The organism is Flavobacterium sp. GT3R68 (assembly GCF_007109225.1).
Lineage (GTDB): Bacteria > Bacteroidota > Bacteroidia > Flavobacteriales > Flavobacteriaceae > Flavobacterium.
This window is the reverse complement of record NZ_VJZK01000003.1, coordinates 385,883-409,886: the sequence shown is the minus strand read 5'-3', so window position 1 is coordinate 409,886 and position 24,004 is coordinate 385,883. Positions and strand designations below refer to the sequence as shown.

Annotated in this window: 23 protein-coding genes and 1 tRNA gene; 9 read left to right on the top strand and 15 right to left on the bottom strand. The window is 37.6% G+C overall.

Features of this window, described 5'->3' with window-relative positions; genetic code table 11:
• Nucleotides 1-23: 23 nt before the first annotated feature.
• Entirely contained in the window at nucleotides 24-479 is a 456-nt protein-coding gene (gene smpB, locus FNW07_RS08310) for an SsrA-binding protein SmpB (RefSeq protein ID WP_126743027.1), read from the bottom strand.
• A 70-nt stretch (nucleotides 480-549) separates the two neighbouring features.
• Here smpB and FNW07_RS08305 point away from each other — a divergent pair, with 70 nt between their 5' ends.
• Nucleotides 550-777, top strand: a complete 228-nt coding sequence (locus FNW07_RS08305; RefSeq protein WP_126743026.1) for a VF530 family DNA-binding protein — start codon at nucleotides 550-552, stop codon at nucleotides 775-777.
• Between the two features lie 52 nt (nucleotides 778-829).
• Here FNW07_RS08305 and FNW07_RS08300 read toward each other — a convergent pair whose 3' ends face one another.
• The 4 genes from FNW07_RS08300 to FNW07_RS08285 form a co-directional block, all read right to left on the bottom strand.
• Entirely contained in the window at nucleotides 830-3,013 is a 2,184-nt protein-coding gene (locus tag FNW07_RS08300; RefSeq protein WP_126743025.1) for a TonB-dependent siderophore receptor, read from the bottom strand.
• A gap of 48 nt (nucleotides 3,014-3,061) precedes the next feature.
• Complete coding sequence (locus FNW07_RS08295) at nucleotides 3,062-3,571, bottom strand: hypothetical protein (protein WP_126743024.1); 510 nt, start codon at nucleotides 3,569-3,571, stop codon at nucleotides 3,062-3,064.
• A 92-nt stretch (nucleotides 3,572-3,663) separates the two neighbouring features.
• Nucleotides 3,664-4,215 carry a GNAT family N-acetyltransferase gene (locus FNW07_RS08290; RefSeq protein ID WP_126743023.1) on the bottom strand — a complete coding sequence of 184 codons (552 nt, stop codon included), beginning with the start codon at nucleotides 4,213-4,215 and terminating at the stop codon, nucleotides 3,664-3,666.
• 2 nt (nucleotides 4,216-4,217) lie between these two features.
• Nucleotides 4,218-5,153 carry an alpha/beta fold hydrolase gene (locus tag FNW07_RS08285; protein WP_126743022.1) on the bottom strand — a complete coding sequence of 312 codons (936 nt, stop codon included), beginning with the start codon at nucleotides 5,151-5,153 and terminating at the stop codon, nucleotides 4,218-4,220.
• Between the two features lie 348 nt (nucleotides 5,154-5,501).
• Between FNW07_RS08285 and FNW07_RS08280 the strand changes: the two genes are divergently transcribed.
• The 3 genes from FNW07_RS08280 (at nucleotide 5,502) to FNW07_RS08270 (ending at nucleotide 9,115) form a co-directional block, all read left to right on the top strand.
• Nucleotides 5,502-5,783, top strand: a complete 282-nt coding sequence (locus FNW07_RS08280) for a hypothetical protein (RefSeq protein ID WP_126743021.1) — start codon at nucleotides 5,502-5,504, stop codon at nucleotides 5,781-5,783.
• Between the two features lie 205 nt (nucleotides 5,784-5,988).
• Complete coding sequence (locus FNW07_RS08275; protein ID WP_126743020.1) at nucleotides 5,989-8,259, top strand: M1 family metallopeptidase; 2,271 nt, start codon at nucleotides 5,989-5,991, stop codon at nucleotides 8,257-8,259.
• A gap of 322 nt (nucleotides 8,260-8,581) precedes the next feature.
• Complete coding sequence (locus FNW07_RS08270) at nucleotides 8,582-9,115, top strand: hypothetical protein (protein WP_126743019.1); 534 nt, start codon at nucleotides 8,582-8,584, stop codon at nucleotides 9,113-9,115.
• A 75-nt stretch (nucleotides 9,116-9,190) separates the two neighbouring features.
• Here FNW07_RS08270 and clpB read toward each other — a convergent pair whose 3' ends face one another.
• On the bottom strand, nucleotides 9,191-11,827 hold the full coding sequence (gene clpB / locus FNW07_RS08265; RefSeq protein ID WP_126743018.1) for an ATP-dependent chaperone ClpB: 2,637 nt from the start codon (nucleotides 11,825-11,827) through the stop codon (nucleotides 9,191-9,193).
• Nucleotides 11,828-11,944: 117 nt separating this feature from the next.
• Here clpB and ytxJ point away from each other — a divergent pair, with 117 nt between their 5' ends.
• On the top strand, nucleotides 11,945-12,334 hold the full coding sequence (ytxJ, locus tag FNW07_RS08260; RefSeq protein WP_126743017.1) for a bacillithiol system redox-active protein YtxJ: 390 nt from the start codon (nucleotides 11,945-11,947) through the stop codon (nucleotides 12,332-12,334).
• Between the two features lie 65 nt (nucleotides 12,335-12,399).
• Here the strand turns inward: ytxJ and FNW07_RS08255 are convergent, their stop codons facing one another.
• The 4 genes from FNW07_RS08255 to fahA form a co-directional block, all read right to left on the bottom strand.
• Nucleotides 12,400-14,109, bottom strand: coding sequence for an N-acetylmuramoyl-L-alanine amidase (locus tag FNW07_RS08255; protein WP_126743016.1), 1,710 nt, complete (start codon nucleotides 14,107-14,109; stop codon nucleotides 12,400-12,402).
• Nucleotides 14,110-14,120: 11 nt separating this feature from the next.
• Entirely contained in the window at nucleotides 14,121-14,966 is an 846-nt protein-coding gene (locus tag FNW07_RS08250) for a hypothetical protein (protein ID WP_126743015.1), read from the bottom strand.
• An 80-nt stretch (nucleotides 14,967-15,046) separates the two neighbouring features.
• Nucleotides 15,047-16,231, bottom strand: coding sequence for a hypothetical protein (locus tag FNW07_RS08245; protein ID WP_126743014.1), 1,185 nt, complete (start codon nucleotides 16,229-16,231; stop codon nucleotides 15,047-15,049).
• 177 nt (nucleotides 16,232-16,408) lie between these two features.
• Nucleotides 16,409-17,692, bottom strand: a complete 1,284-nt coding sequence (gene fahA, locus FNW07_RS08240) for a fumarylacetoacetase (RefSeq protein ID WP_126743013.1) — start codon at nucleotides 17,690-17,692, stop codon at nucleotides 16,409-16,411.
• Nucleotides 17,693-17,803: 111 nt separating this feature from the next.
• Here fahA and glyA point away from each other — a divergent pair, with 111 nt between their 5' ends.
• From glyA to FNW07_RS08225, 3 genes are all read left to right on the top strand, one after another.
• Nucleotides 17,804-19,078 carry a serine hydroxymethyltransferase gene (gene glyA, locus FNW07_RS08235; RefSeq protein ID WP_126743012.1) on the top strand — a complete coding sequence of 425 codons (1,275 nt, stop codon included), beginning with the start codon at nucleotides 17,804-17,806 and terminating at the stop codon, nucleotides 19,076-19,078.
• 115 nt (nucleotides 19,079-19,193) lie between these two features.
• Nucleotides 19,194-19,787 carry a tRNA-(ms[2]io[6]A)-hydroxylase gene (locus tag FNW07_RS08230; protein WP_126743011.1) on the top strand — a complete coding sequence of 198 codons (594 nt, stop codon included), beginning with the start codon at nucleotides 19,194-19,196 and terminating at the stop codon, nucleotides 19,785-19,787.
• A gap of 24 nt (nucleotides 19,788-19,811) precedes the next feature.
• Nucleotides 19,812-20,306: a GNAT family N-acetyltransferase gene (locus tag FNW07_RS08225; RefSeq protein ID WP_126743010.1), complete on the top strand. Its 495-nt coding sequence runs from the start codon at nucleotides 19,812-19,814 to the stop codon at nucleotides 20,304-20,306.
• A 4-nt stretch (nucleotides 20,307-20,310) separates the two neighbouring features.
• Here FNW07_RS08225 and FNW07_RS08220 read toward each other — a convergent pair whose 3' ends face one another.
• Both FNW07_RS08220 and FNW07_RS08215 read right to left on the bottom strand, forming a co-directional pair.
• A complete protein-coding gene (locus tag FNW07_RS08220) occupies nucleotides 20,311-20,880 on the bottom strand; it encodes a pentapeptide repeat-containing protein (protein ID WP_126743009.1) in 570 nt (189 codons plus the stop codon).
• Between the two features lie 69 nt (nucleotides 20,881-20,949).
• Nucleotides 20,950-21,023: transfer RNA gene (locus FNW07_RS08215), tRNA-Arg, on the bottom strand.
• Between the two features lie 115 nt (nucleotides 21,024-21,138).
• On the opposite strand from FNW07_RS08215, the gene FNW07_RS08210 reads away from it, so the two are divergent.
• Nucleotides 21,139-21,651: an adenine phosphoribosyltransferase gene (locus FNW07_RS08210; RefSeq protein ID WP_126743008.1), complete on the top strand. Its 513-nt coding sequence runs from the start codon at nucleotides 21,139-21,141 to the stop codon at nucleotides 21,649-21,651.
• Here FNW07_RS08210 and FNW07_RS08205 read toward each other — a convergent pair.
• The 3 genes from FNW07_RS08205 to FNW07_RS13875 all read right to left on the bottom strand — a co-directional run bounded on the left by FNW07_RS08205 (nucleotide 21,648) and on the right by FNW07_RS13875 (nucleotide 24,004).
• The gene (locus FNW07_RS08205) at nucleotides 21,648-21,788 is read right to left on the bottom strand and encodes an SsrA-binding protein (RefSeq protein WP_126743007.1); all 141 of its coding nucleotides are present in this window, start codon (nucleotides 21,786-21,788) and stop codon (nucleotides 21,648-21,650) included. The two genes, FNW07_RS08210 and FNW07_RS08205, sit on opposite strands and share 4 nt — an antisense overlap.
• Nucleotides 21,789-21,873: 85 nt before the next feature.
• A complete protein-coding gene (locus tag FNW07_RS08200) occupies nucleotides 21,874-22,104 on the bottom strand; it encodes a hypothetical protein (RefSeq protein WP_126743006.1) in 231 nt (76 codons plus the stop codon).
• Between the two features lie 127 nt (nucleotides 22,105-22,231).
• Nucleotides 22,232-24,004, bottom strand: coding sequence for a M56 family metallopeptidase (locus FNW07_RS13875; RefSeq protein WP_199745214.1), 1,773 nt, complete (start codon nucleotides 24,002-24,004; stop codon nucleotides 22,232-22,234).

The following is a 24,004-nucleotide window of genomic DNA, read 5'->3' as shown; positions in this document are numbered from 1 at the left end:
CAAAACCCATCAAATGACGGGTTTTAAAATGATTTTTTTATTCGGTCCAAGTCCCGTTTAGTGTCCTGTTCTTTCAAGGATTCCCGTTTGTCGTAGGTTTTTTTTCCTCTGCAGAGTCCAATTTCGAGTTTTGCCATCCCTTTTTCGTTGGTAAACAATTTTAACGGAACAATGGTCAGTCCTTTTGCCTGAACACTTTTTGCCAATCCTTTCAGTTCTTTCTTGTTCAATAACAGTTTGCGTTCGCTTCGTGCTTTGTGGTTGAATTGGTTTCCATACATATATTCTTCAATATAAGTATTGACCGCGAAAAGCTCGTTGTTGCTGAATTCACAGAAACTTTCGGTAATATTCGCTTTTCCTAAACGGATGGATTTGATTTCGGTCCCAGCCAAAACAATGCCTGCCGTATATTTTTCGATAATTTCGAAATCGAACTTGGCTCGTTTGTTTAAGATGTTGACTGTTTTTATTAGCATAGGATTGCAAATGTAGGAACAAATCGATGAAAGCACAATAGTTTTTATAAAATTGGCATAAATTTGCAATATGGAAAAATCACAGTCAAAAGATCCGCTACACGGAATTACACTTCAAAAAATTATGGAGCAATTGGTTGGTTATTATGGATTCGATACATTGGGCGAACTGATTAAAATCAAATGCTTCACGGATAAACCAACTATTAAATCAAGTTTGACCTTTTTGAGAAAAACGGATTGGGCCCGGAAAAAGGTGGAGGAACTATATATAAAGACATTGCCAAAATTCGAATAAAAAAAGCCCGATGAACTATCGGGCTTTCTGTTTGTGTGAATGTCTTTACCCGCTAAAAGTGAAATTTACCACCTAAGTATAGATTTCTACCCGAAGCATTGATTCCGGAAGCAAATGTACGGTATTGCGTATCCAGGATATTTTCGATACCAGCAAAAATTGTAATGATTTTAAATGCATGAACGGAACCTTTGAAGTTGTAGGTTTGCCATCCAGGCATCCCGTCAGCAGGAGCATATTGGGGGTTGTCTTCACCACTAGTTGAATAATCGCTGATGTCTTTTTTACCGCTGTACAACATGTATAAATCCATATTCAGCATTTTGTTTTCATATCTCAAACCTGTTTTGCCGTAGAAAGGAGGGATATGATCCAATGGCGCATTACCAGTTTTATCATCAACTCTACCGTGGGTGAAATTAAACGTCCCATAAAACTGTAAAGGTTTTGTGATGTTTATTTTCAATGTTGATGAAATCCCTTCAATATGTGCCTTACCCATGTTTTGGTTGGCAAAAACTTCACTTGGCTCACCATCATAATCTACCGTGCTTTGTCCGTTGAATAAGAAATGATCCGTAACCATTGTATCAAACAAACGCGTATAATAAAATGTATTTTCGAATTCTACTGTTTTTCCCTCCCATAAAGTTACGCTTACATCAGCAGTAACTGATTTTTCAGGTTTAATGTCCCGATTGGGAACAATCAAAACGCCATTACCGGATTCGAATAATTTTCCTAAATCGTCCACGTTCGGAACACGGAAAGCGGTTGCGACGTTAAAAGCAACTTTAGTGGTTTCTGTACGGTTTACAATTCCGATTGCACCACTATAGGTAAAATTGCTTTGTTCGATAGAATCGAATGGAAGGTTGAAAAATGAATTATCAGCTATCGTACTTTTCAAAGTAACGTAACCTGCTCTTGCACCAATATTAAAGGCGGTGTTGGTACAGATATTTGTATTATATGTGGCGAAAACATCCCCTCTAAGCGTATGATTTTCCCCATTGGGATATCTGGTGTCTGTAGGAGTTACAACACCGGTAGCTCTATTAGAACTAGTCGCGCTCGAATTCAAATCATCATAAAAAACTTCTGCTCCGTAAAGGAAATCCGCTTTACCGATTTTTGTTTTAAAATCAGCATTGAAAGAGTAAACATTGACTTTTTCAACCTGGCTTTTAGTTTTGTCGTTATTGAATCTTCTCGAGATTCTGCTTTCTTTCACATTTTGGTAATTAAAACCTAAGTCCATATCACTGTTTAAAAAAGCTTTGTCTTTAGAAAAATTATAGCCAGCCAGAATTCTTTTCTGAGGCCCATAATCCCATCTAGCAAATTTCAAGCCTGCTCCGGCACGGTCCGTCAGTCTGTCATATCTTGGTACGTCAGAAGTAGTAGAATATTGTAAATTCAAGTTGTGCTGTGTAGTGCTGTTCTGTTGAAAAACCACTTTTTGCATGGCATTGTATTGTTCGTATCCACTGAATTTCTGGATTAATTTGTCAGGGTTTGCGACTAAATAGTCAACATTATCCACTGTTTCCACATAATATGGACGCTCTCCAAAAAAGTCATTCTTTCCATTTTTATGGCTTCCCATTCGTAAATCACCAAAATCATTATAAGAAAAGGCTGTTAAAGAGGCCCATTTTTTTCCGGCAAAATTAATATCTCCAAAAACAGATTTTTCCTCATTCGAGCTGCTGTATCGTGTAATGATATTTCCTGAAAGAAACTTACTATTGGTATCTGATAACAATTTTGCTTTTTTGGTTAGCAAATTGATAGCGCCACCCATAGCATCGCTACCAAAAGGTGTCGAGGAGGATCCAAATAAGATATCCACTCTTTCCAACATATTTTCATCTACAGTGATGACGTTTTGTAAATGCCCTGCTCTGAAAATCAGGTTGTTCATTCTGATTCCGTCCACCAAAAGTAAGATACGATTGGCTTCCATCCCTCTTATCACCGGACTTCCGCCACCTTGTTGTGATTTTTGAACTGCTAATGTTCCGCTGTTGGCCAACATATCGGCAGTATTTTGAAAATTCTGAAGTTCAATTTCCTTTTGAGAAATACTTTCAATTTTCTGAGTTGTTTTATTTGATTTAGAATAACGCTGAGTTCGCAGTTCCACCTCTTTTAATTTAGTTGTATCCACAGCAATCTGTGAAAATCCAGCCATAGTAACCAAAAATGCTACAAATGAGTATATTTTTTTCATGTTTATTTCAATTAATTTGTATAAAATAGTTTATAGTAAATCAATCAATTAACATGGCGGTCTGTAAATATTCTGGATTATTTTATTGGCTTTTCCAGTAAAAAATAATGAAGTGGATTTTGAAAGACTATCGCACGCAAAAGTGATAAAATCGGGTTCATTCTTCTCGATAATGCTTAGGTAATTATAGGAATTGAAAGATTTTTTTTTATCGTTTTGCAGGTTGTTTTCTTTGTTAAAAAGACTTTGCAGGGTAATCCGTATTTGACTTTCCAGATTATCTTCTATCACGTTGGCGATTACTTTGTCCGAAGCAATTTTAAAAGAAACCACATCATAAAAAACATCGGTAAGTTCAAATTCTTTTTTATTGTCAAATTTCTGCCATTCCAGTAATGTAAACTCTCTTCGGTGTGCTAAGAATGTTTTCGAAATCTGGTTCTGGTGTCTGACCTGTTGGATGTTTTCAATTAACGTGCCTAAAAAAACAAAGCACAATTGCATCACGTAAAATCCCGTAATGGATATGATAGCTATGTTCTTGGTTTTGTTCAACATTTATTCTTTAAAAAAAGCAAATGTAACGTTTTTACCATTACTTACTTCCTTATTAAAATGCTATTGAACAGCATAGTTTAGAGAACCGGTCTTTATTTTTTATTCAAAAGGGAGTAAATTATATTATCAAGAAACCGACCCTCATAATATTCGTTTTCTTTAAAATGTGCCTCCTTTATAAAATTATTTTTCTCTAACACCACCGCCGAAGCAATATTATCCGGATCAATGATAGCTTCAATGGAGTGCAGGTGCATAGTGTTGAAACCATATTCTACGACTGCTTTTACGGCTTCGCTAATAATGCCTTTTCCTTGAAATTCCGGAAGTAACATATAGCCGATTTCTGAGCGATAATGTTCAGGTTTTATCCTGTAATGACCTATTATGCCGAGTAATTTTGGGGAGCCTTTCATAGTTATTGCCCAATTGATACCTTCATTGCTTTCAATTTTGGAATCAATCAGCGCTATATGGTCCAATGCTTCCTCATTTTTGGTCACTAAAGGTCGTGGCACATATTTCATCGTTTCTGCGTCAGACCGTAAAGCGAATACCTCGTTTACATCATTTTTGTCAACACGTCTCAAAAATAAGCGGTCGGTTTCAAGGTTCGGAAAAGGATTAAAATTGATATCCAGCATTTTTATTTTTTTAAGAAATTCAGTATCTTTTTATTAATTATATCAGATTGATCGATCGATAAAAAATGGCCAGCATCCTTTATGACTTCGGTCTCTACATTTGGAATTAATTTATGGGCTTTTTTGAAAATCTTCTCGCTGTTTACAATATCATGATCTCCAATGAGTACCATGACCGGGATATTCAGGGATTTCAAATTAGCGTCTGAAAATTGGGTCATATTTAATAAACGCGGCTTACTGTTACCATATTTATAGGCCAGGTAAAGCTGTTCTTTAAATATAGCATCAATCTTGTCCGGACGATATGAAAAAGAGTTAAAAAATTTGCCAAGACTTTTTGGATTTGGAAATATCTTAAGATTTATAGCTGTCATGACTTTCCAGAATTGATCGATGCCGCCAAAGGTATTGGCAGGACTGAGTAAAACAATTCTTTTTATATGTGGTTTCAATTGTATGGCAAGATAAGTGGCCATCCAGCCACCTCGGGAAACGCCCAGCAAGTTGATGTTTTTCATCTTGAAATGTTCGAAAACCTCCTTATAGAAAACAGCCGTTTCTTTATTGCTTAATTTAATGCGGTTTGACATTGATTTGCCAGCTTCCAATGGGAAATCGATGGCATATACACGATGTTCTTTACTTAGTTCTTTGATGTTTGGAAACCACATGGTTGAGCTGGCGTCTGTTCCATGAAATAGAATTAATGGTTCTCCTGCATCCGGCCCGCTGATAATAACATGAGCGGTGCCAAAACTAGTCGCAACATCGGTTTCTTTATAAGGGACGCTCCACAATCTTAGAGTTTGATTATAGGAATAGATATATTTTTCTTTTTCTTTTTTGGAAGGAAAAACATAATCTTTTCCGGGTCTGAAACTTGAGCAGCCCGTTAGGAAAAGGATACCAGGTAACAGATAAATTAAATTTCGCATAATGGCATTTTTTAATGGAAAAATAATTTTTAAGAATTCCACTTAACATGTTGATTTTCCAAATATAAAAAAACTACGCGTGACTATTGTTACATAAATATTTATTTTTTTAGCAGAAATCCAATACGATAAAGAGGAATTTCCTTCCAAAATGGAGTTAATCCTTTAATGCTGAAAAACATACGTGAGTTCCCAGTTTAACAGTAAATGTTGTGGTTGTTCCGCACAGTGGTATGATTGGATTAAAATTGAAAACGATAATTATAACATTTTTTCTTGTTTTATAATAATATTTTATTAATTTTATTATTACCTCATATTTATTATAACAATTTAACGAAAAACATTATGAATTCAAATTTCGAAACCATTGAGAAAGAAGTGATCGAAAAATTACACTTTCCCAAAACTGATGTTCTCGAAGATTCAGTAGAAATCCAACAGCGAAATTCAGAACTACAACGCGCACTTGCCTTAGGTAATTTAGAACATTCCAAAATCAAAATCTTTTTTGAAGATAATGAATCCAAAAAAGTTGTGGAAACTACGGTTTGGGGTGTGACCGATAATAGCGTGATTCTGAAGCAAGGTGTAGGCATTCCAATTAACCGAATATATAAATCATTATAAAAAAAAACTACTCTAAAAAAACATCAACTTTTGGTTGGTGTTTTTTTTTGTTAAAATTTTTCATTTACATTATGAAATTTAAAAATGGAAAGGAAATAATTGTAGGTGAATTATTTCAATAAAAAAAGATTCTTTTGTAACAATAATATCAAAAGTTCGTCTAATTTTGGTTAATCAATCAAATAATCAATCAGAAACAAAAATTATGAGAAAGAATTTTTTTAAGGCAAATATGGTTTTGGCTTTATTTTTTGGGGCGATATCGCTTCAGGCGCAACAGACGCCAACTGCTGCTTCAGCAAATCCATCTGTTTCAAATTATAATTATCACGATGCTTTTGCACCGTTATTTTATTCAAAAAATGGGACCAGTACCCGATCTGCAAGCGGTCAGCCCGGCGCTAAATACTGGCAGAATAGGGCCGATTACCAATTAACTGCCAAATTAAATGATCAAACCAGTGAAATCATTGGAACAGAAACTTTAACCTACACCAACAATAGCCCGGATAAGTTGTCATTCTTATGGATGAACGTAGATCAGAATTTATTTAAAGCGGATTCTCGTGGAAATGCCATTATTCCGATTACAGGAAGTCGTAATGGAGCAAAAGGAGAAGTTTTTGACGGTGGTCATAAAATAAAGTCCATTAAAATAATTTCAACAGTAGCCGGCAAACCGACAGAAAGAGAAGTACAATTCGAGATTATCGATACCCGTATGAAGATTATGCTTCCTCAGGAACTAAGCGCGAACGGGGCTTCTGTTAAAATAAAAATTGACTTTTCTTATATTTCCCCAAAATATGGTTCAGACCGAACTGGGGTTTTAGATACCAAAAACGGAAAAATATTCACAATCGCACAATGGTACCCAAGAATGTGCGTTTATGACGATGTGAAAGGATGGAATACGCTTCCATATTTGGGTGCAGGAGAGTTTTATTTGGAATATGGTGATTTCGACGTAAGTATTACAGCTCCCGCAAACCATATTGTAGTAGGGTCGGGAGAGCTTTTGAATCCTTCGGAAGTTTACACGGCAGAACAACAGAAACGCTGGGCAGCAGCTTCGCAAAGCGATAAAACAGTTATTATCAGATCAGCGGATGAAGTTACAAATGCTTCTTCGCGTCCTTCAGGTAAATCAACACTAACCTGGAAATTTAAAATTAAGAATTCACGTGACATGTCTTGGGCTTCTTCACCGGCCTTTATAATTGACGCAGCAAAAATTAATTTGCCAAGCGGAAAAAAAGCTATGGCAATATCTGCCTATCCGGTTGAAAGTAATGGTGACAATGGATGGGAACGTTCTACAGAATATACGAAATCTTCTATTGAAAATTATTCAAAAAGATGGTTTGAATATCCTTATCCTGCAGCAACGAATGTAGCCGGTAATGAAGGCGGAATGGAGTATCCGGGAATCGTTTTCTGTGGATGGGGAACCAAAGGGCAGGATCTGTGGGGAGTTACAGACCATGAGTTTGGTCATATTTGGTTTCCTATGATTGTGGGTTCAAATGAGCGATTGTTTGCATGGATGGACGAAGGATTCAATACTTTTATTAATTCATTAAGTTCAGTTGACTTTAATAAAGGAGAGTACAAATCACCGGTGACAGACATGCATCAGATGTCAGAAGAATTTACAAACCAGAAAATCGAACCCATTGTAACAGCTCCTGATGGTCTTAAAGAGGGAAATCTAGGTGTTTTAGCTTACTACAAACCTTCTATGGGACTGATAATGCTAAGAGAGCAGGTATTGGGAGAAAAACGATTTGATGCGGCACTGCGTACCTACGTGGAGCGCTGGGCTTTTAAACATCCTACTCCTGATGATTTCTTCAGAACAATGGAAAATGCCTCAGGAGAAGATTTGAATTGGTTCTGGAGAGGATGGTTTGTAAATAATTGGCGCTTGGATCAGGCAGTAAATAAAATCAAATATATTAAAAATGACCCTAAACTAGGTGCAGTTATTTCTATTGAAAACAAAGAAAAAATGCCCATGCCAGTGGTAATGGATATTAAATATAAAAGTGGTGCAGTAAATCGTGTGAAACTTCCTGTAGAAATCTGGCAACGCAATAATATCTGGACTTTCAAACACAATTCGAAGGAAGAAATAGAAACCATTACCATTGACCCTGATCACGCTTTCCCTGATGTCAATGCGGAAAACAATGTGTGGACTTCCGGAAAAAGTGAGGTAGAAAAAGATGTAATTCTGGACGCTTATATTGGAAGCTTTTCAAGTAAAGCAATTCCTGTAAAAATCAATATCACACAAGATAATGGGATGTTAATTGCGAACGCTACCGGACAGCCTGAACTTATGTTAGAATTAGCAGGTAAAGATAAGTTTACTTATCAAGGGGCAGGTCTTGTGATTCAATTCAACGAGAGTAAAACTGAATTTACTTTAGCTGTAAACGGACAAAACTTCTTGTTTACGAGAGACAAATAAACTGTTTTTGATTATATAAAAACACCAGCTGTGAAGTTGGTGTTTTTTTTTGTATAAATCCTTAGTCTTAAAGGTATTCCTGCCAAAAATAAATTTAAAATATAACACAAGTTAGTGATAGTATTAACAGCACCATTTTCATTATTGTGGTAATTTTACTGTGGAATAAATCGACACCTTTAATAATTTGAAATAAAGCAGTTAAATGCTTGGGAAAAAAGGACTGATTAATTAAATCATAATAAAAGGGGGAGAAACTAAACAAGCCTTGTAATTATTCATCAATTATCTCAGGCAATATTATAAATTAAGAAAAAATATCATGAAATCATTTATTATTGTTATGTTTTTTTTAGGAATGACCACTTTTTATGCCCAGGTAGATGGGAAAGTGGAAAATGAAGGAAATATTAAAACGGAAGAATTGCCTGAAGTTGTAATTAAAAGCGCAGGAAAGGATTTTTCTCTATATTTACCAGATAAGAATCCTGATAAAACGGTAAGGCGTTTACAAGATAAATTCATTTCTTATGATCTTGGAAAAGATTATGAAGGATATGAAAGCTATTTAGTGACCATGGAAGTTAAAAATGGTTTATTGGCAGCAACATATAATGAAAATGGAAAATTAACAAGTGTTGTTGAAAATTATAAAAATGTGAAATTACCCCAAGCAGTTGTTTACTCTGTTTATAAAACCTTTCCAGGTTGGACTATCGTAAATGATAAATTTCTGTATTCTCAGGAAGACGGGGACATTAAGAAAAAAGAATATAATCTTAAAATAAAAAAAGATAAAGAAGTCCGCGAATTACTCGTCAATCCAAAAGGGGAAATATTAAAAGGATATCGTTAACTGAAAAATGGAGTTTCGATTATCATATAAATCAAAATAAAAGGGTTTAGTGTTCAGCTAAACCCTTTTTATTTTTTATTCTGATGCCAAATCCTTTTGGTTTCGAAAAACCAGTTGGCCATCAAATGCATCCAATAAAATAATGCTGTCGGTTGCAATTTTCCCCGAAAGAATCTCTTTCGAAAGCTGATTCATTACTTCCCGTTGTATCACCCTTTTTACAGGACGTGCCCCAAATTGGGGATCATATCCTTTTTGAGCTAAATATTCAATAGCTTCAGGTGTAGCATCCATAGTAATTTGCTGTTGTGCAAGCATTTTAATAACTGATTTCAGTTGTAGTCCCACAATTTTCGTGATATTTTCACTGGTTAACGGTGTAAACATTATAATCTCATCGATTCTATTGATAAACTCGGGGCGAACCGTTTGCTTCAATAATCCTAAGACTTCGATTTTCGCTACTTCTGTTGCCGCTTCCACACCTCCTTTAGCTCCGCTCCGTTCGGCTTTGCCTTGGGTGAGGTTCTCAAATTTCTCCTGGATAATCGTACTTCCCATATTGGAAGTCATAATGATAATTGAGTTTTTAAAATCGGCTAAACGGCCTTTGTTATCTGTCAGACGCCCTTCATCTAAAACCTGTAATAAGATGTTGAATGTATCGGGATGTGCCTTCTCGATTTCGTCAAGCAGAATTACAGAATACGGTTTTCGTCGAACCGCTTCGGTCAGTTGTCCGCCCTCGTCATATCCTACATAGCCCGGAGGTGCACCAACCAAACGGCTAACACTGTGTCGTTCCTGATATTCGCTCATGTCAATACGCGTTATCGCATTTTCGTCATCAAATAAATACTCAGCCAAGGCTTTCGCCAATTCGGTCTTACCGACACCTGTTGTTCCCAAAAACAGAAACGTCCCGATTGGTTTTTTCATATCCTGTAAACCGGCACGACTTCTGCGAACAGCATCACTAATTGCCTGAATGGCCTCTTCCTGACCAACAACCCGGTTATGTAAATCATCTTCCAATTTCAGTAGTTTCTCACGTTCTCCCTGCAGCATTTTCATAACCGGAATACCAGTCCATTTGGCAACCACTTCAGCAATATCTTCCCGCGTGACTTCTTCTTTTATTAGTGAAGAGCCAGATTGATTTTCCTGAAGTTGTTTTTGCAGAACATCCAAACGTTCCTGAGCTTCTTTAATTTTGCCATAACGGATTTCGGCTACTTTACCATAATCGCCATCCCGTTCGGCACGTTCAGCTTCATATTTGAAATTTTCGATTTCGGTTTTTACTGTCTGAATATTGTCGACAACATCTTTTTCAGATTTCCATTTAGCATATAAATCGTTACGCTCTTCTTTTAAATTGGCCAGGTCTAATCCTAAAATTTTCAATTTGTTTTCGTCATTCTCCCGCTTAATGGCTTCTATTTCGATTTCCAATTGCATTACCTTTCTATCCAGAACATCCAGTTCTTCCGGTTTGGAATTAATCTCCATACGCAATTTTGAAGCGGCTTCATCCATCAAATCAATGGCTTTATCCGGTAAGAAACGATTGGTGATATAACGTTGCGATAATTCGACGGAAGCAATTATAGCCTCATCTTTAATCTGTACCTTATGATGGGTTTCATATTTTTCCTTGATTCCCCGAAGAATGGAAATGGCGCTTTCAGTATCAGGCTCATCGACAATAATTTTCTGGAAACGACGTTCCAATGCCTTGTCTTTTTCAAAATATTTTTGATATTCGTCCAATGTGGTGGCACCAATGGCGCGCAATTCACCACGTGCCAAAGCAGGTTTAAGGATGTTTGCGGCATCCATAGCACCTTCACCGCCACCAGCCCCCACCAGAGTATGGATTTCATCAATGAATAAAACGATATCACCTTCTGCAGAGGTCACCTCCTTTACCACCGATTTCAGGCGTTCCTCGAATTCTCCTTTGTATTTCGCCCCGGCAATCAATGCTCCCATATCCAGGGAGAAAATTATTTTGTCCTTCAAATTATCGGGTACATCACCATCCACAATTCGATGGGCCAATCCTTCGGCAATAGCTGTCTTCCCAACACCGGGTTCACCAACCAGCATGGGGTTATTTTTGGTTCTTCGCGTCAAGATTTGTAGCACACGCCGAATTTCCTCATCTCGCCCAATAACTGGATCAAGTTTGCCGTTCTTTGCCAGTTCATTGAGGTTATTAGCATATTTGTTTAGCGCATTATAGGTTTCCTCGGCTGATGCTGATGTCACTCTTTCGCCTTTGCGTAATTCTTCTATGGCCATTTGCAAAGTCTTTTCGGTAACCCCCTGATCTTTCAAAATTTGAGCAGCTTTGCTTTTGGATTTGAATATGGATAGGATTAGATGTTCGATGGAAACAAATTCATCGTTCATTTTTTTTGCAATGTTATTGGCTTCCAGTAAGACGTTTTTAGCATCGCGGGATAACATCAAATCTCCGCCGCTCACCTTTGGAAAACTTTGTATGGTACTGTCTAAAATCTGTTTGAAAAGATCCACATTCACATTCAGTTTCTTCAAAATGAAAGGCGCGACATTTTCATCGACTTCTAAAATGCCTTTAAAAAGATGCTCGTTTTCAATTTGTTGCTGTCCAAAGCCCTGCGTAATTTGTTGGGCCTGCTGAATAGCTTCTTGTGATTTTATCGTAAAATTGTTTAAGTTCATAGCTGTAATGGTTTAACTTTGCTGACGGTTATTCAAATTATATTCCAACGCATTAAATATGACTAAAAGTCTGTTCGTAAATAGTTTACAACGACAAAATGTCCTAAAAGAAGACAAATGAGCATTTTTAAAACTTTTTTCGGTAGTTCTGATGAAGAAATTACTTCTTCCAAAATAAATTGGTTGCCCTTAACAAAAATACAGCAGCTGAATAAAATGAGTATTGATTCCTATGAAAAACCGATAATCATTTTCAAGCACAGTACCCGTTGCAGCATCAGCCGTATGGCTTTAAAACAATTCGAAAAAGAATTCATTTTAAAGGAGGAAGAAGTTACGACATATTTTCTGGATTTGTTATCATATCGGGAGATTTCTAATGAAATTGCTTCCCGTTTTCAGGTTTTCCATCAATCCCCGCAATTGATCCTATTAAAAAAGGGAATTGCAGTTTACCATGTGTCGCATAGTGATATTGACGCCGCTGATTTGACCAATAACATTTAATTTTTGATAAAAAAAGCGCTTCTGATTTTCTCAAAAGCGCTTTTTTTATAGTGTTTATATCCGGATTATCTTTTAACAACACGTTTTACGACTTCCTTATTACCAATCAGTATGCTTATGAAGTAAATTCCACCTGGCAATTGATTGATATCAATCGAAGTGCTGGCTGATTCTACTTTCGATTCATAAACTACTTTTCCTGTTGAATCAAATAGGCGGTAGGTTATTGTCTCATCCGATACATTACTAATATTCAGATTAAAAATACCAGATGTGGGATTAGGATACAAAGTGATTTCGGCATTTTCATCCTGCGCTGCTATTTTTCCACAGCTTACTGCCGTTACGGCGATACTACCGTTCGAATTATTCAATGTCCCGATACTGTTTTTTGCCTTTACAAAATAGGTATAAGAAGTCCCTGCAGTTATCAGATAGGTATTTAAAAATGTGGTTCCGGTTATATCCGAAGCATACAGGTTGCCATTGCGATAAATATCATAACTAGTCGCATTCGCGGAAACGCTCCAAGACAGGTTAATTGCGCTTGCGAATCCACTGCAAGTCGCGGTTGCGCTCAGCGTAAAAGCTCCCGGGCCGCACCCAACAGCCGTTACCGAAAGGGTACCATTGGAGTTCGTTAACTGGCCAATTGTATTTTTTGCTTTGACTGAATACGTATACACCGTACCTGGAGTAATCAAGTAGGTATTCAGGAATTGCGTTCCAACAATGTCACTCGCATATAATGCTCCATTTCTAAAGATATCATAAACTGTTGCATTAGCAGAAGCTGTCCAGGTAAGATTTAATCTGCTGGCTGAATTGACGCATTCTGGGGTTACAGTAAGAGTGAACGTACCCGGAGTAGCACAATTTAAGGCAGTGACAGAAACATCTCCATTGGAATTGGAGGTCTGGCCTGTAGTATTTTTGGCTTTTACTGAATATGTATAAGTTGTTCCAGCTGTAGCCGTATTTAAGTACGGTGATGCGGTAATATTATTGGCGTAGAGAATCCCATTCCTATAAATGTCATACGAAGTCGCATTGGTAGAGGCAGTCCACGTAAGATTATTTCTACTAGTGGTGCCATTACATTCCGGAGTAACAGTTAAACTAAAGGTTCCCGGAGCTGGCAAAGCGTTACAAGTCAGGTTTAAAATGGATTTGAAGGCATTGAAGTAAGCTAGGGCAAATTGATCCCTCCAGGTCGAACTTGTAAGTTTGGTAGCATCGGCTGAATCGACAAATCCGATTTCATTTAAGCAGGCTGTTGCCGATGAATACTTTAGTACACCCAGATGGTACGCCAAAAAGCTCATATCCTCAACGCACCTTCTGTTGGACCATTGCCCGTTCGAAACCATATCCGTTTGGATTTTGGAAGCAAAAGCAATATCGGGTGCTGTATTAGTATCACCATCAGTACAGTAAAAGGTTTCAGTTCCCGTTCCGCCGCCGGCATTGCAATGAATACTCAATAATCTGTCGGCATTCCAATTGTTGGCCATTAGCGCCCGTTGGTTTACTGATATCCAACCGTTGACATTCGTGCTACGTGTCATTTGAACGGTCCAGATGCAACTGGTTTGAATTAATGCTTTTGTTCGTAATCCCACTTCCAAGGTGGTTTCGATTTCGATGGCCGTTCTTCCGTCAGGATTGTCACTAACTGTTGCACCATACCCATGGCCCGGATCAATTACTATTATTTGAGAAAAAGCAGTAAACGAAAACAATACTGCAATTATAAGAGTGTAAATTTTTTGCATAAGACTTTAAATTACAGTTTAATTTCTGAAGTGAAGATCTGCCCCGTTTTATCATCCGAATAAATGATTTTATTGACACCATAAAAACTGGGAAACATTTCGAATGTTTGTTTAGTGGTGGTAATTTTTTGTGCCTTTGCAGAAGTCACATCAAATAAATACAGTTCAGAATTACTGATGGAATGTCCATCCGTACTTTCATCCAGAAACCCGATTATGTGTTTATCGTCCTTCGACCAGGAAGTGGCGATTCCACGACCCAATTTTTGAATTAATCCAGAACCGTCCGTGTTGTATATGTAAATGTCCGAACCGCTATGAACAGCCACTTTTTTGCTGTCATTTGATAAAATTGCATTGTAGAACTGGCCTTCAGATTTGGTTACAACCCAGGTTTTGGAGGTGTTTAAATCCTTAGCTTCAATTTTAAGTGTGGCTAAATTGGTATAGATCACGATTCCTTTTTCACCAATGTAGGAGGGAAGGTAATTGTGGTTAAAATCTGGAAGTTTGATTTTCTGTTTGGTTTTCAGAATGTAACGGATCACTTCGGAATCACTGACATATCCCTTTTCCTTTTTCTCTTTGAAATAAACCGATGCGCCATCCTTTGACCAGCTGTAGCCATAGCCAGTTCCGCTGACTTTAGAAATAGTACTGATTTTATTGGCTTTCAGATCCAACAAATAAACACCATGGAAATTCAGTCCCGTCAATAGGGCATGGGTTCCGGTGGGGGAAACTATTGGATTGGTATAAAAACTCCGAAGCGGAATTTTTTTGATGTTGGACAAATTTTGGGTAAACCCAACTAAACTGTTCACGCACAGTGCGATTAAGACAATATATTTTTTCATCGTATAAAAGTTATTTATACAAAGCTATTAAAATATAATAAATTTCCTACTTTTTAATAAAAAAATATTTAAAGGAAAAACTAGCGTCTAAATCTGTTGCGGGTAATAATGTCTTTCAATTTGGCTTTCAGGTCTTCGCCGGTGTCATAAACCATCTGCTCATTACTTGGGAACGGAACGGCGCGTTTATCGAAATAGGTCAGATAATTATCGTCAGAAGCCCGTTTATCGCCCTGGTAATTGGCATAGATATTCTCAAAAACAAATTCACTTGAAATGGGGAAAGTGTCAATCAGTTGATTCGTTTTAAAATCAATATAATCTACTTTTGCCGAAATTTGACACGCTTTAAATTGTCTGAATTCATAGATGTTCACACGGATGGTTTTAAAATTATCCACTTTAATCGGATGTCCCAAACTGTCTTTTACGGCATTTCCATTAGCATCCAAAAGTGTTTTTGTCCCGTCTTTAACTTGCTTTTCCTTAATGAATTCTTTCTCTTTTACCTGTTCCGGCGAAATGCTAATCTGGCGAAAGTTAACAATCAGCCCATAATCATACGCAATTCCTTTTTGCTTGTTACTGTGATATACGGTCCATTTATCATTCAACCCCATAGTGCTGAAATCCAGTAAGTCATTTTGAAGACGCGCCGGAATCACCATATTGGTCTCATTTTTCGTAAAAACGCTCACATAATCCGTTCCTTTGGACAAAGCCTCATCCATCAGTTTGTGGACATCTTTATAACCCGGATTTAGGTTTTCCAGGTAGGCCAAATCATCATATGCCCGTCGGATACTCAATTTATCTTTTGTCAGCAAAAGCGCCTTCGAATTATTATATAAATATTTAGACAAATCATTTTTACTGTTAATCAACTGATCCGAATAATTATCGAAAGGGAAATAAGCATTTCGGCCTTCCTTAATCAATTGCAACGGCAGCAAAGGTCTAATTCGCTCCTGACGGGTATTCAATTGCAAGTATGTATTGTATATAAGTTCTAATTTGGCAGGATTCGCATCCTTCGTCATCATGGCAATGGCGCTCAAATCGCGTTCTTTAGCCTTAGCAAAAGCTTCCTCCAGCAAATACACATAATTCTGCTTGCCTTTCGCATTTTTGTTGGTCCGCAAACCTTCGACAGCGCGGTTAATCGCACCATCATAATCCCCATCGCTCAACATGCTTTGGGTTCTTTTTACGCCACAGGAGGCAACAATGATAAATAAAGACAGCAGTAAAGTAATTTTCTTCATATGGAATCGAAATTTTGACAAATATAATTTTTTTTTCTGAAGCTATTCCCGCTGTCCACTATATCCACGCAAAAAAAGCGTGGGATGCCGTTTCCATCGGGGCTAGGGCCTAATCAGTTATTTGGGTACAAAAAACTCCGACAATTTTCGGAGTTTGTTTAAGATATTTTTAATCTTTTATTTTCTGACAAATGGAGGCAAAAGTTTGCTGGAGACTTCTCCAAAACCAATTCGCACTTGTCCGTTTTGGCAATATCCTTTCATGATAACAGTATCATAATCATTGATGAATTTACGTTCGGTGCCATCGCTCATCGTAATTGGGTTTTTTCCGCCCCACGTTAATTCCAACATCGAACCATAACTGTCCGGAGTTGGCCCTGAAATGGTTCCTGACCCCATCATGTCACCCGAATTTACGCGACAACCGTTAGAAGTATGGTGCGTTAATTGCTGGCACATGCTCCAATACATGTATTTAAAATTTGAACGTGAAATTACTGTGGCTTCGGCATCTTCCGGCTGCAAAGCAACTTCAAGATTAATATCGAAGGAGTGTTTCCCTTTTTGCTGTAAATAGGGTAGTGGCGTTGGTTCCTGTTTAGGTCCTTTGGTACGGAAAGGTTCCAAAGCATCCATGGTTACAATCCAGGGGGAAATCGATGAAGCAAAGTTCTTTGACAGGAATGGCCCTAATGGCACATATTCCCATTTCTGTATGTCGCGTGCACTCCAGTCATTCAGTAAAACCATTCCGAAAATATAACCTTCAGCTTCGCTTATGGAAATGTTTTCACCCATAATATTTACATCCGTAGTAATAAAAGCGGTTTCCAATTCGAAATCAACCAATCGGGAGGGACCAAATACCGGAGAAGTTTCACCGTTTGGCAAAGTCTGTCCCATCGGTCTGTGAACCGGAATCCCTGAAGGAATAATCGTAGAACTTCTTCCGTGATATCCTACCGGAATATGAAGCCAGTTTGGTAATAATGCATTTTCTGGATCACGGAACATCATTCCGACATTCGTTGCATGTTCCTTGCTGGAATAAAAATCAGTATAGTCACCAATCAAAACCGGAAGCTGCATTTCAACATCCTCCATTTTGAAGATCACAATATTTCTATGTTCGGTATTGTCTCTTAATTTTGGATTTTCAGCATCAAAAATATCTGCGATGCGGTTTCTGACCAAACGCCATGTTTTGTGGCCGTCAGATATAAAGTCATTCAGCGTATCCTGCATGAACATATCGTCTGTCAGATCAATTCCGTCAAAGTAATCCAATTGTTGCAGCGCACCTAAATCTATAGCGAAATCCCCAATACGGGTACCTACTGTTACTATATTTTCTTTGGTCAGAAATACTCCAAAAGGAATATTCTGAATTGGGAAGTCACTGTCTGTCGGTACATCCAACCAGGATTTTCTCTCGGGTCTATTGGCAGTTATTGGCATTTGTGTGTGTTGATTTGTTTATTGAAAATTCAGTTATCAAATATAGCCCCATCATTCATTTTACCAAACGATTTTCGTATTTTTGTAACCAAATTAACGAAAAATTATCAAATGCAACACGACGAACAAATTTTTGACCTTATTCTTGAAGAACAAGAGCGACAGATTCACGGATTGGAATTGATTGCTTCTGAGAACTTTGTGAGTGATCAGGTAATGGAAGCTGCCGGTTCTGTACTAACCAACAAATATGCTGAAGGATATCCCGGAAAAAGATATTATGGCGGTTGTGAAGTAGTGGACGTAGTGGAACAGATTGCCATCGATAGAGCCAAAGCTTTATTTGGTGCTGAATATGCTAACGTTCAGCCACATTCGGGTTCACAGGCAAACACCGCTGTTTATGCGGCATGTCTGAAACCGGGCGATAAAATTCTTGGTTTTGATTTATCTCACGGTGGACATTTAACGCACGGTTCTCCTGTAAATTTTTCAGGGAAATTATATAATCCTGTTTTTTACGGTGTAGAAAGAGAAACAGGACAGTTTGATTACGATAAGATTCAGGAAGTGGCTACAAGGGAAATGCCAAAAATGATTATTGCCGGTGCTTCTGCATATTGCCGCGATATGGATTTTGAACGTTTCCGAAAAATAGCCGACAGTGTGGGTGCTCTTTTATTAGCCGATATCTCGCATCCTGCCGGTTTAATTGCCAAAGGATTAATGAATGATCCAATGCCACATTGCCATATCGTGACTACTACCACTCACAAGACTTTGAGAGGCCCAAGAGGTGGAATGATCATGATGGGTAAAGATTTTGAAAACCCATGGGGCCTGACTACTCCAAAAGGGGAAATCAGAATGATGTCTTCGTTATTGGATTTGTCTGTTTTCCCAGGAAACCAAGGTGGACCTTTAATGCACATTATTGCTGCAAAAGCGGTGGCATTTGGCGAAGCATTAACTGATGAGTTTTTCCATTATTCAATGCAGGTTCAAAAAAATGCCAAAGCAATGGCCGAAGCTTTCATGAAAAGAGACTATAATCTGATTTCAGGCGGAACAGACAATCACATGATGTTGATTGATTTGCGAAACAAAAACATTACCGGTAAAGAAGCCGAAAATGCTTTGGTGAAAGCCGAAATCACGGTCAATAAAAATATGGTTCCTTTTGACGATAAATCACCATTTGTAACTTCAGGTATCCGTATTGGTACACCTGCCATCACCACCCGTGGTTTGGTTGAAGCGGATATGGAAGCGATAGTTGCCCTGATTGATAAGGTCTTAATGGATCACACCAACGAGGCAGTTATCGAAGAGGTAGCGGACCAGGTGAACGAAATGATGAGCGAAAGAGCTATTTTCGTTTTTTAATAAAAATAAGTCCAAAGTCAAAAGTCGTACTGTCGAATGAAGGAAATCAGAATTTATAAGTTCTTTCTTTTTTTGACTTTACAGCTTTTGACTTTCAAACTTTAAGACTAAAATTATGTCTGTATTGAGATTAAAATTGCCAACCGATCCCAGATGGGTAAACATAGTGGAAAAGAACATTGAGGAAATCCTGACGGATCATGCCTGGTGTGAACAAAAAGCGGCTACAAACGCCATTACCATCATCACCAATAACTCCGAACATCAGGATTTGGTTCAGGATTTATTGGCTTTGGCCAAAGAGGAAATCGATCATTTTGAGCAGGTTCATAATATCATTATCAAAAGAGGATTAAAACTTGGGCGGGAACGCAAAGACGATTATGTAAATGAATTGTACCAATACATGAGAAAAAGCGGTGATGGAAGCCGGGTTTCCGGATTGGTGGAGCGATTACTTTTTTCCGCAATGATTGAAGCCAGAAGCTGTGAGCGTTTTAAAGTGCTTTCAGAAAATATTCAGGATGAGGAATTGGCTGTTTTTTACAGAAACCTGATGGAAAGTGAAGCCGGACATTATACTACTTTTATTACCTATGCCCGAAAATACGGCACGGGTATTGATGTAGAGAAGCGTTGGAGGGAATGGATAGAATTTGAAGCTTCCATAATCGAGAATTATGGCAAGAATGAAACCATTCACGGTTAGATTTTATTCCAAAAAATAATTACTATGATTACAATAACTGAGGCCACAACAGCCGACATACATACAATTCAGCAGATTGCTTATCAAACCTGGCCCGACACATACGGAAAGATTCTTTCGAAAGTGCAGTTGGTCTATATGTTGGACAGTTTCTACTCGGAAGAAACCTTGCGCGATAATATGGTCAATAAGCACCATCATTTTTTATTGGCTATAGAAAATGGCGTTGCACTGGGTTTTGTCTCTTATGAGCATAATTACAATCAAAGGAAGGTAACGCGGATCCATAAGATTTACGTTTTACCGGAAACACAGGGCAAGGGTATCGGGAAATTATTATTGTATAAAATTGAGGCTTTGGCCAAAGAAAACAATTCTACAACATTGTCGTTAAATGTAAACCGAATGAATAAGGCATTGACTTTCTATCAAAAAATAGGTTTTGAAATCGTTGCCGATGAAGATATCGAAATCGGACACGGATATCTGATGGAAGACTTTGTAATGGAAAAGCAATAGTTTATCATTCCACAATAATGTCATGTTTGGACAATAATCCTTTTAAACCATTTAGCGAAAACACAGCCTTTTTGAGTTTGGTTTTTTCAGGATCGATCGTGTAATTAGTGCTGGTTCTGAAATCAGTTTTATTGGCAATCGCCTTATCAAATTCAGCACGGTATAAATCACAGGTATCAAAAATAACTTCCGTTAAATCGGTAGCCATAAAATCTACGGCAATCAGACTGCAGTTGGTAAATGAAGTGCGTTTCATCTTCAACGCATAAAACTTCGAAAAATCCAGCACACAATTGGTAAAATGAATTTCAAATATCAATTTATCAACCATCGCAAAATTCACCTCCTTTATCTGGCAACCGTTAAAAAAGGCAGTGCGGAAAGCGACATGATTTATTTTGGTATTATTGAAAATGCAATAATTGAAGGTGCAATCGATAAACGTAACCGCCGTGAAAGCACATTGTGAGAAATTACAATGGTTAAAGGTGCAATTTTCAAATTCCTTGAAATTGACTTCCTGGTCACTGTATGTGATTCCATTATACTCAATATCAAGTAAATAATCTGTCATGGATAAATTGTGAAATGGGATAAAAAACAAAAACGCAATTATCTAAAAATAGAATAATTGCGTTTTTTGTGACCTCGACTGGATTCAAACCAGTAACCTCTTGAGCCGTAATCAAGTGCGCTATTCAGTTGCGCCACGAGGCCGAAATTAATTCACCAAACTCTTATGTTAGTAGGTGTTAAGAGAACTTCTTTGCGGGTGCAAATATAAGAATTAATGTTTAACTTGCAAATCAAAATCACTTTAAAACTTAAAAAAATGTCAATAACCAATTACATTCGGGAGGTTAACGATTTCCCTAAGCCCGGAATTAATTTTAAAGATATTACTCCACTATTGAACAATCCGGAAGCACGGAAGGACTGTTTGGAACTGTTAGTGAAGAGTTTAAAAGGTAAAAAAATAGACAAAGTAGTCGGGGTAGAGAGCAGGGGATTCCTATTTGGAATGCTTTTAGCGCAGGAATTAAATGTTGGTTTTGTTCCTGTTCGAAAACCCAAAAAATTGCCTTACAAGACCATTTCTGCATCATATGCACTGGAATATGGAAACGATACGTTAGAAATCCACACTGATGCCATTCAAAAAGGCGAAAAAATACTTATTCATGATGATGTCTTGGCTACGGGAGGAACGGCGAAAGCAGTTTGCGAATTAGTGGAACAATTGGGAGGTGAAATTGTGCAGTGCAATTTCCTGATGGAGTTGTCCTTTTTAAACGGAAAAGAAAAAATCAGCCAATATGAAGTTTACGCTGCATTAGTGTATTAATCTAAAGCACGGGACGTCACATAATATCTCCAGGCCATGAGAACCAACTGCCATTTCTTGGCTTTGGTTACATCCAAACGTTGTTTGGTAAAACTAGGCAGAATGAGTTTGTTTATTTTAGCCAGTATTCTGAACATAAGTTTGTTATTTTTTTAAACAAATATAAAAAAAGACTATTTCAGAAAGAAACAGTCTTTCGTTTTTTATCGGTTGTGCATGGTTTTAGTGTGCATCCGGATCCGGTTTATTGTTTGCTATCGCGAAATTTCTTGATTTCTTTTCGTAAACGGCATACGATTTATCACTTGGATTGACAATAACGGTCTTAATCGTAATTGTATCTCCCAGGTTGAAACCCTTCGAAACCATTTGGTAATCTAAAAGATATTCTCCGCAAAAGTAATTCCCGTTTTCATCCTTTTCTATAATTCCTGTATAAATCCCTTTTGACATTTTATTCTGTTTTAAGATGTAAAATTAATCAATTCTTCTTGTATAACGGCATTTCATCCAAAATTCTAATGCTATAGAAATTGTCTGCATAAAAAAACTGCCCCGGTTAGAGGCAGTTTCTGATTGATTATTTTTGTTTTTTCAGCTCTTCTTTTGCTTGCTCCAGTTCGATCTTGGCCTTTTCCATCTCTACTTTGGCTTTAACCATTTCCTCAATGGCTTTCTCCATTTCCGGTCTGCTGGCATCCATTTCCATTTGGGCCTTTCTTATTTCCTTTTTGGCTTTTTCCATTTCCACTTTTCTTACTTTGGAACCTAATTTAGTCATTTCTTTTCTATCCTTTGTAACGATTTCGATTACCATATCATCATCGTCACCGGTTTTTCTGCTTCGCATTACGTTCATGCTTTCGATTTGTTCCTCGTCTTCATCGGAAAAGTCCGCTACATCAACATCCATTTTTTTTCCGTTGACAATAATTACTGGTTTGCCGGGAGTTCTGGGATGTCTAATGACCCTGTTTTTTTCCATCAGTCCATGCGGAGCTCCCGGCGCTGCTGCATGACGTGGCAAAGAAGGAGCATCGGTCATATCTGGTGCATTTGGTGCATCTGGCGCATCTGGCGCTTCCGGAGCATCAAGAACAGCGATATCATCACCATTAAATGAAAGCTCGAAGTCCTCGTCCTCACTGTCGCCAATATCTTCTTTCTTATGGATGATTTTCATTTTTGATGGGGAACCAAAGCCTATTTTATCTCCGTCTTTATAAAATTGGATAGGCTTAATAGGATCGTCTCCGGCTATCTGCCAAACGCCTTTACTGCCATTTTTATCTTTGTATTCCATTTTGATGGAGGTGATTTCTCCTTTAGCATTTCGCTTGATTTTGGAATATTTCAAAGTGATGCCATGTTCTTTTTTTAGTAATTCAGCATCATTTTTCATTTCTGCGTCAGTAGAGTTCTTCTTGATAACTACCTGAATTATTTCCTGAGGAACTGTAATGGTTTCTGTTTTAGCCATCGCTTTCTCCTGGGCTATAACTTTTACCTGAAAGAAAATTACAAATGCGGCCAAAATAGGAAGCATAATGGCATACTTCCAGGAATTCCTTTTGTTTGATTGATTTTTGTTTAACATAACGATTCGTTTTTTGATTAATGATTGATAAAAATGATTGGTGATCGCAACGCAGTTGTCGTGCGTTGTTACTTTTAATAAGGTGATTTGATAGGCTTTCTTATCGTCTATATTTTTTGAAGCTTCACTATCGGCGATGAATTCCAGATTTTGAAGGATGGCTTTCTTGTAGAGCCAGATAAACGGGTTGTACCAAAAGGCGATACAGAAGAAACGCAGTATCAAAACGTCTATGGTGTGATTCTGTGCGCTGTGCACTTTTTCATGCTCCAGGATATTCTCCAATTCACTCTGGCTGTACAAAGACGAATTGTAAACGATATAATTGAAATAGGAGAAAGGCGAAACATTTTCGGAAACATCAATAAATTTATAATCAGCCTGCTGCGTGATAGATTTGTTCTTTAAAACTTTGGTCAGACTGTAAAAATCGAAAACAAACTTGAGCAGGAAAGTGATCATTCCAATAGCATATACAACTGCAAGAACGAAATACCAATTGATTTCGAAAGACTCATTTCCAACGGGAGCACTTCCTTGAACTTTTGTCCAGTCCAGATTAGTAGGAGTAGGGTTGACCCAAATTATTTTTTTTAACTCTACCAAAGGTAAAATGACGGAAGTCACTAAACCGGCCATTAAAAACCAACGGTTAGTGGTAAAAAAGGTTTCTTTTCGCAACAGAAAATAGTAAGCCAAAAAAAACATGGCAACCAGGCCACTGGATTTGATAAGGTAAATAAACAGTGTTTCCAT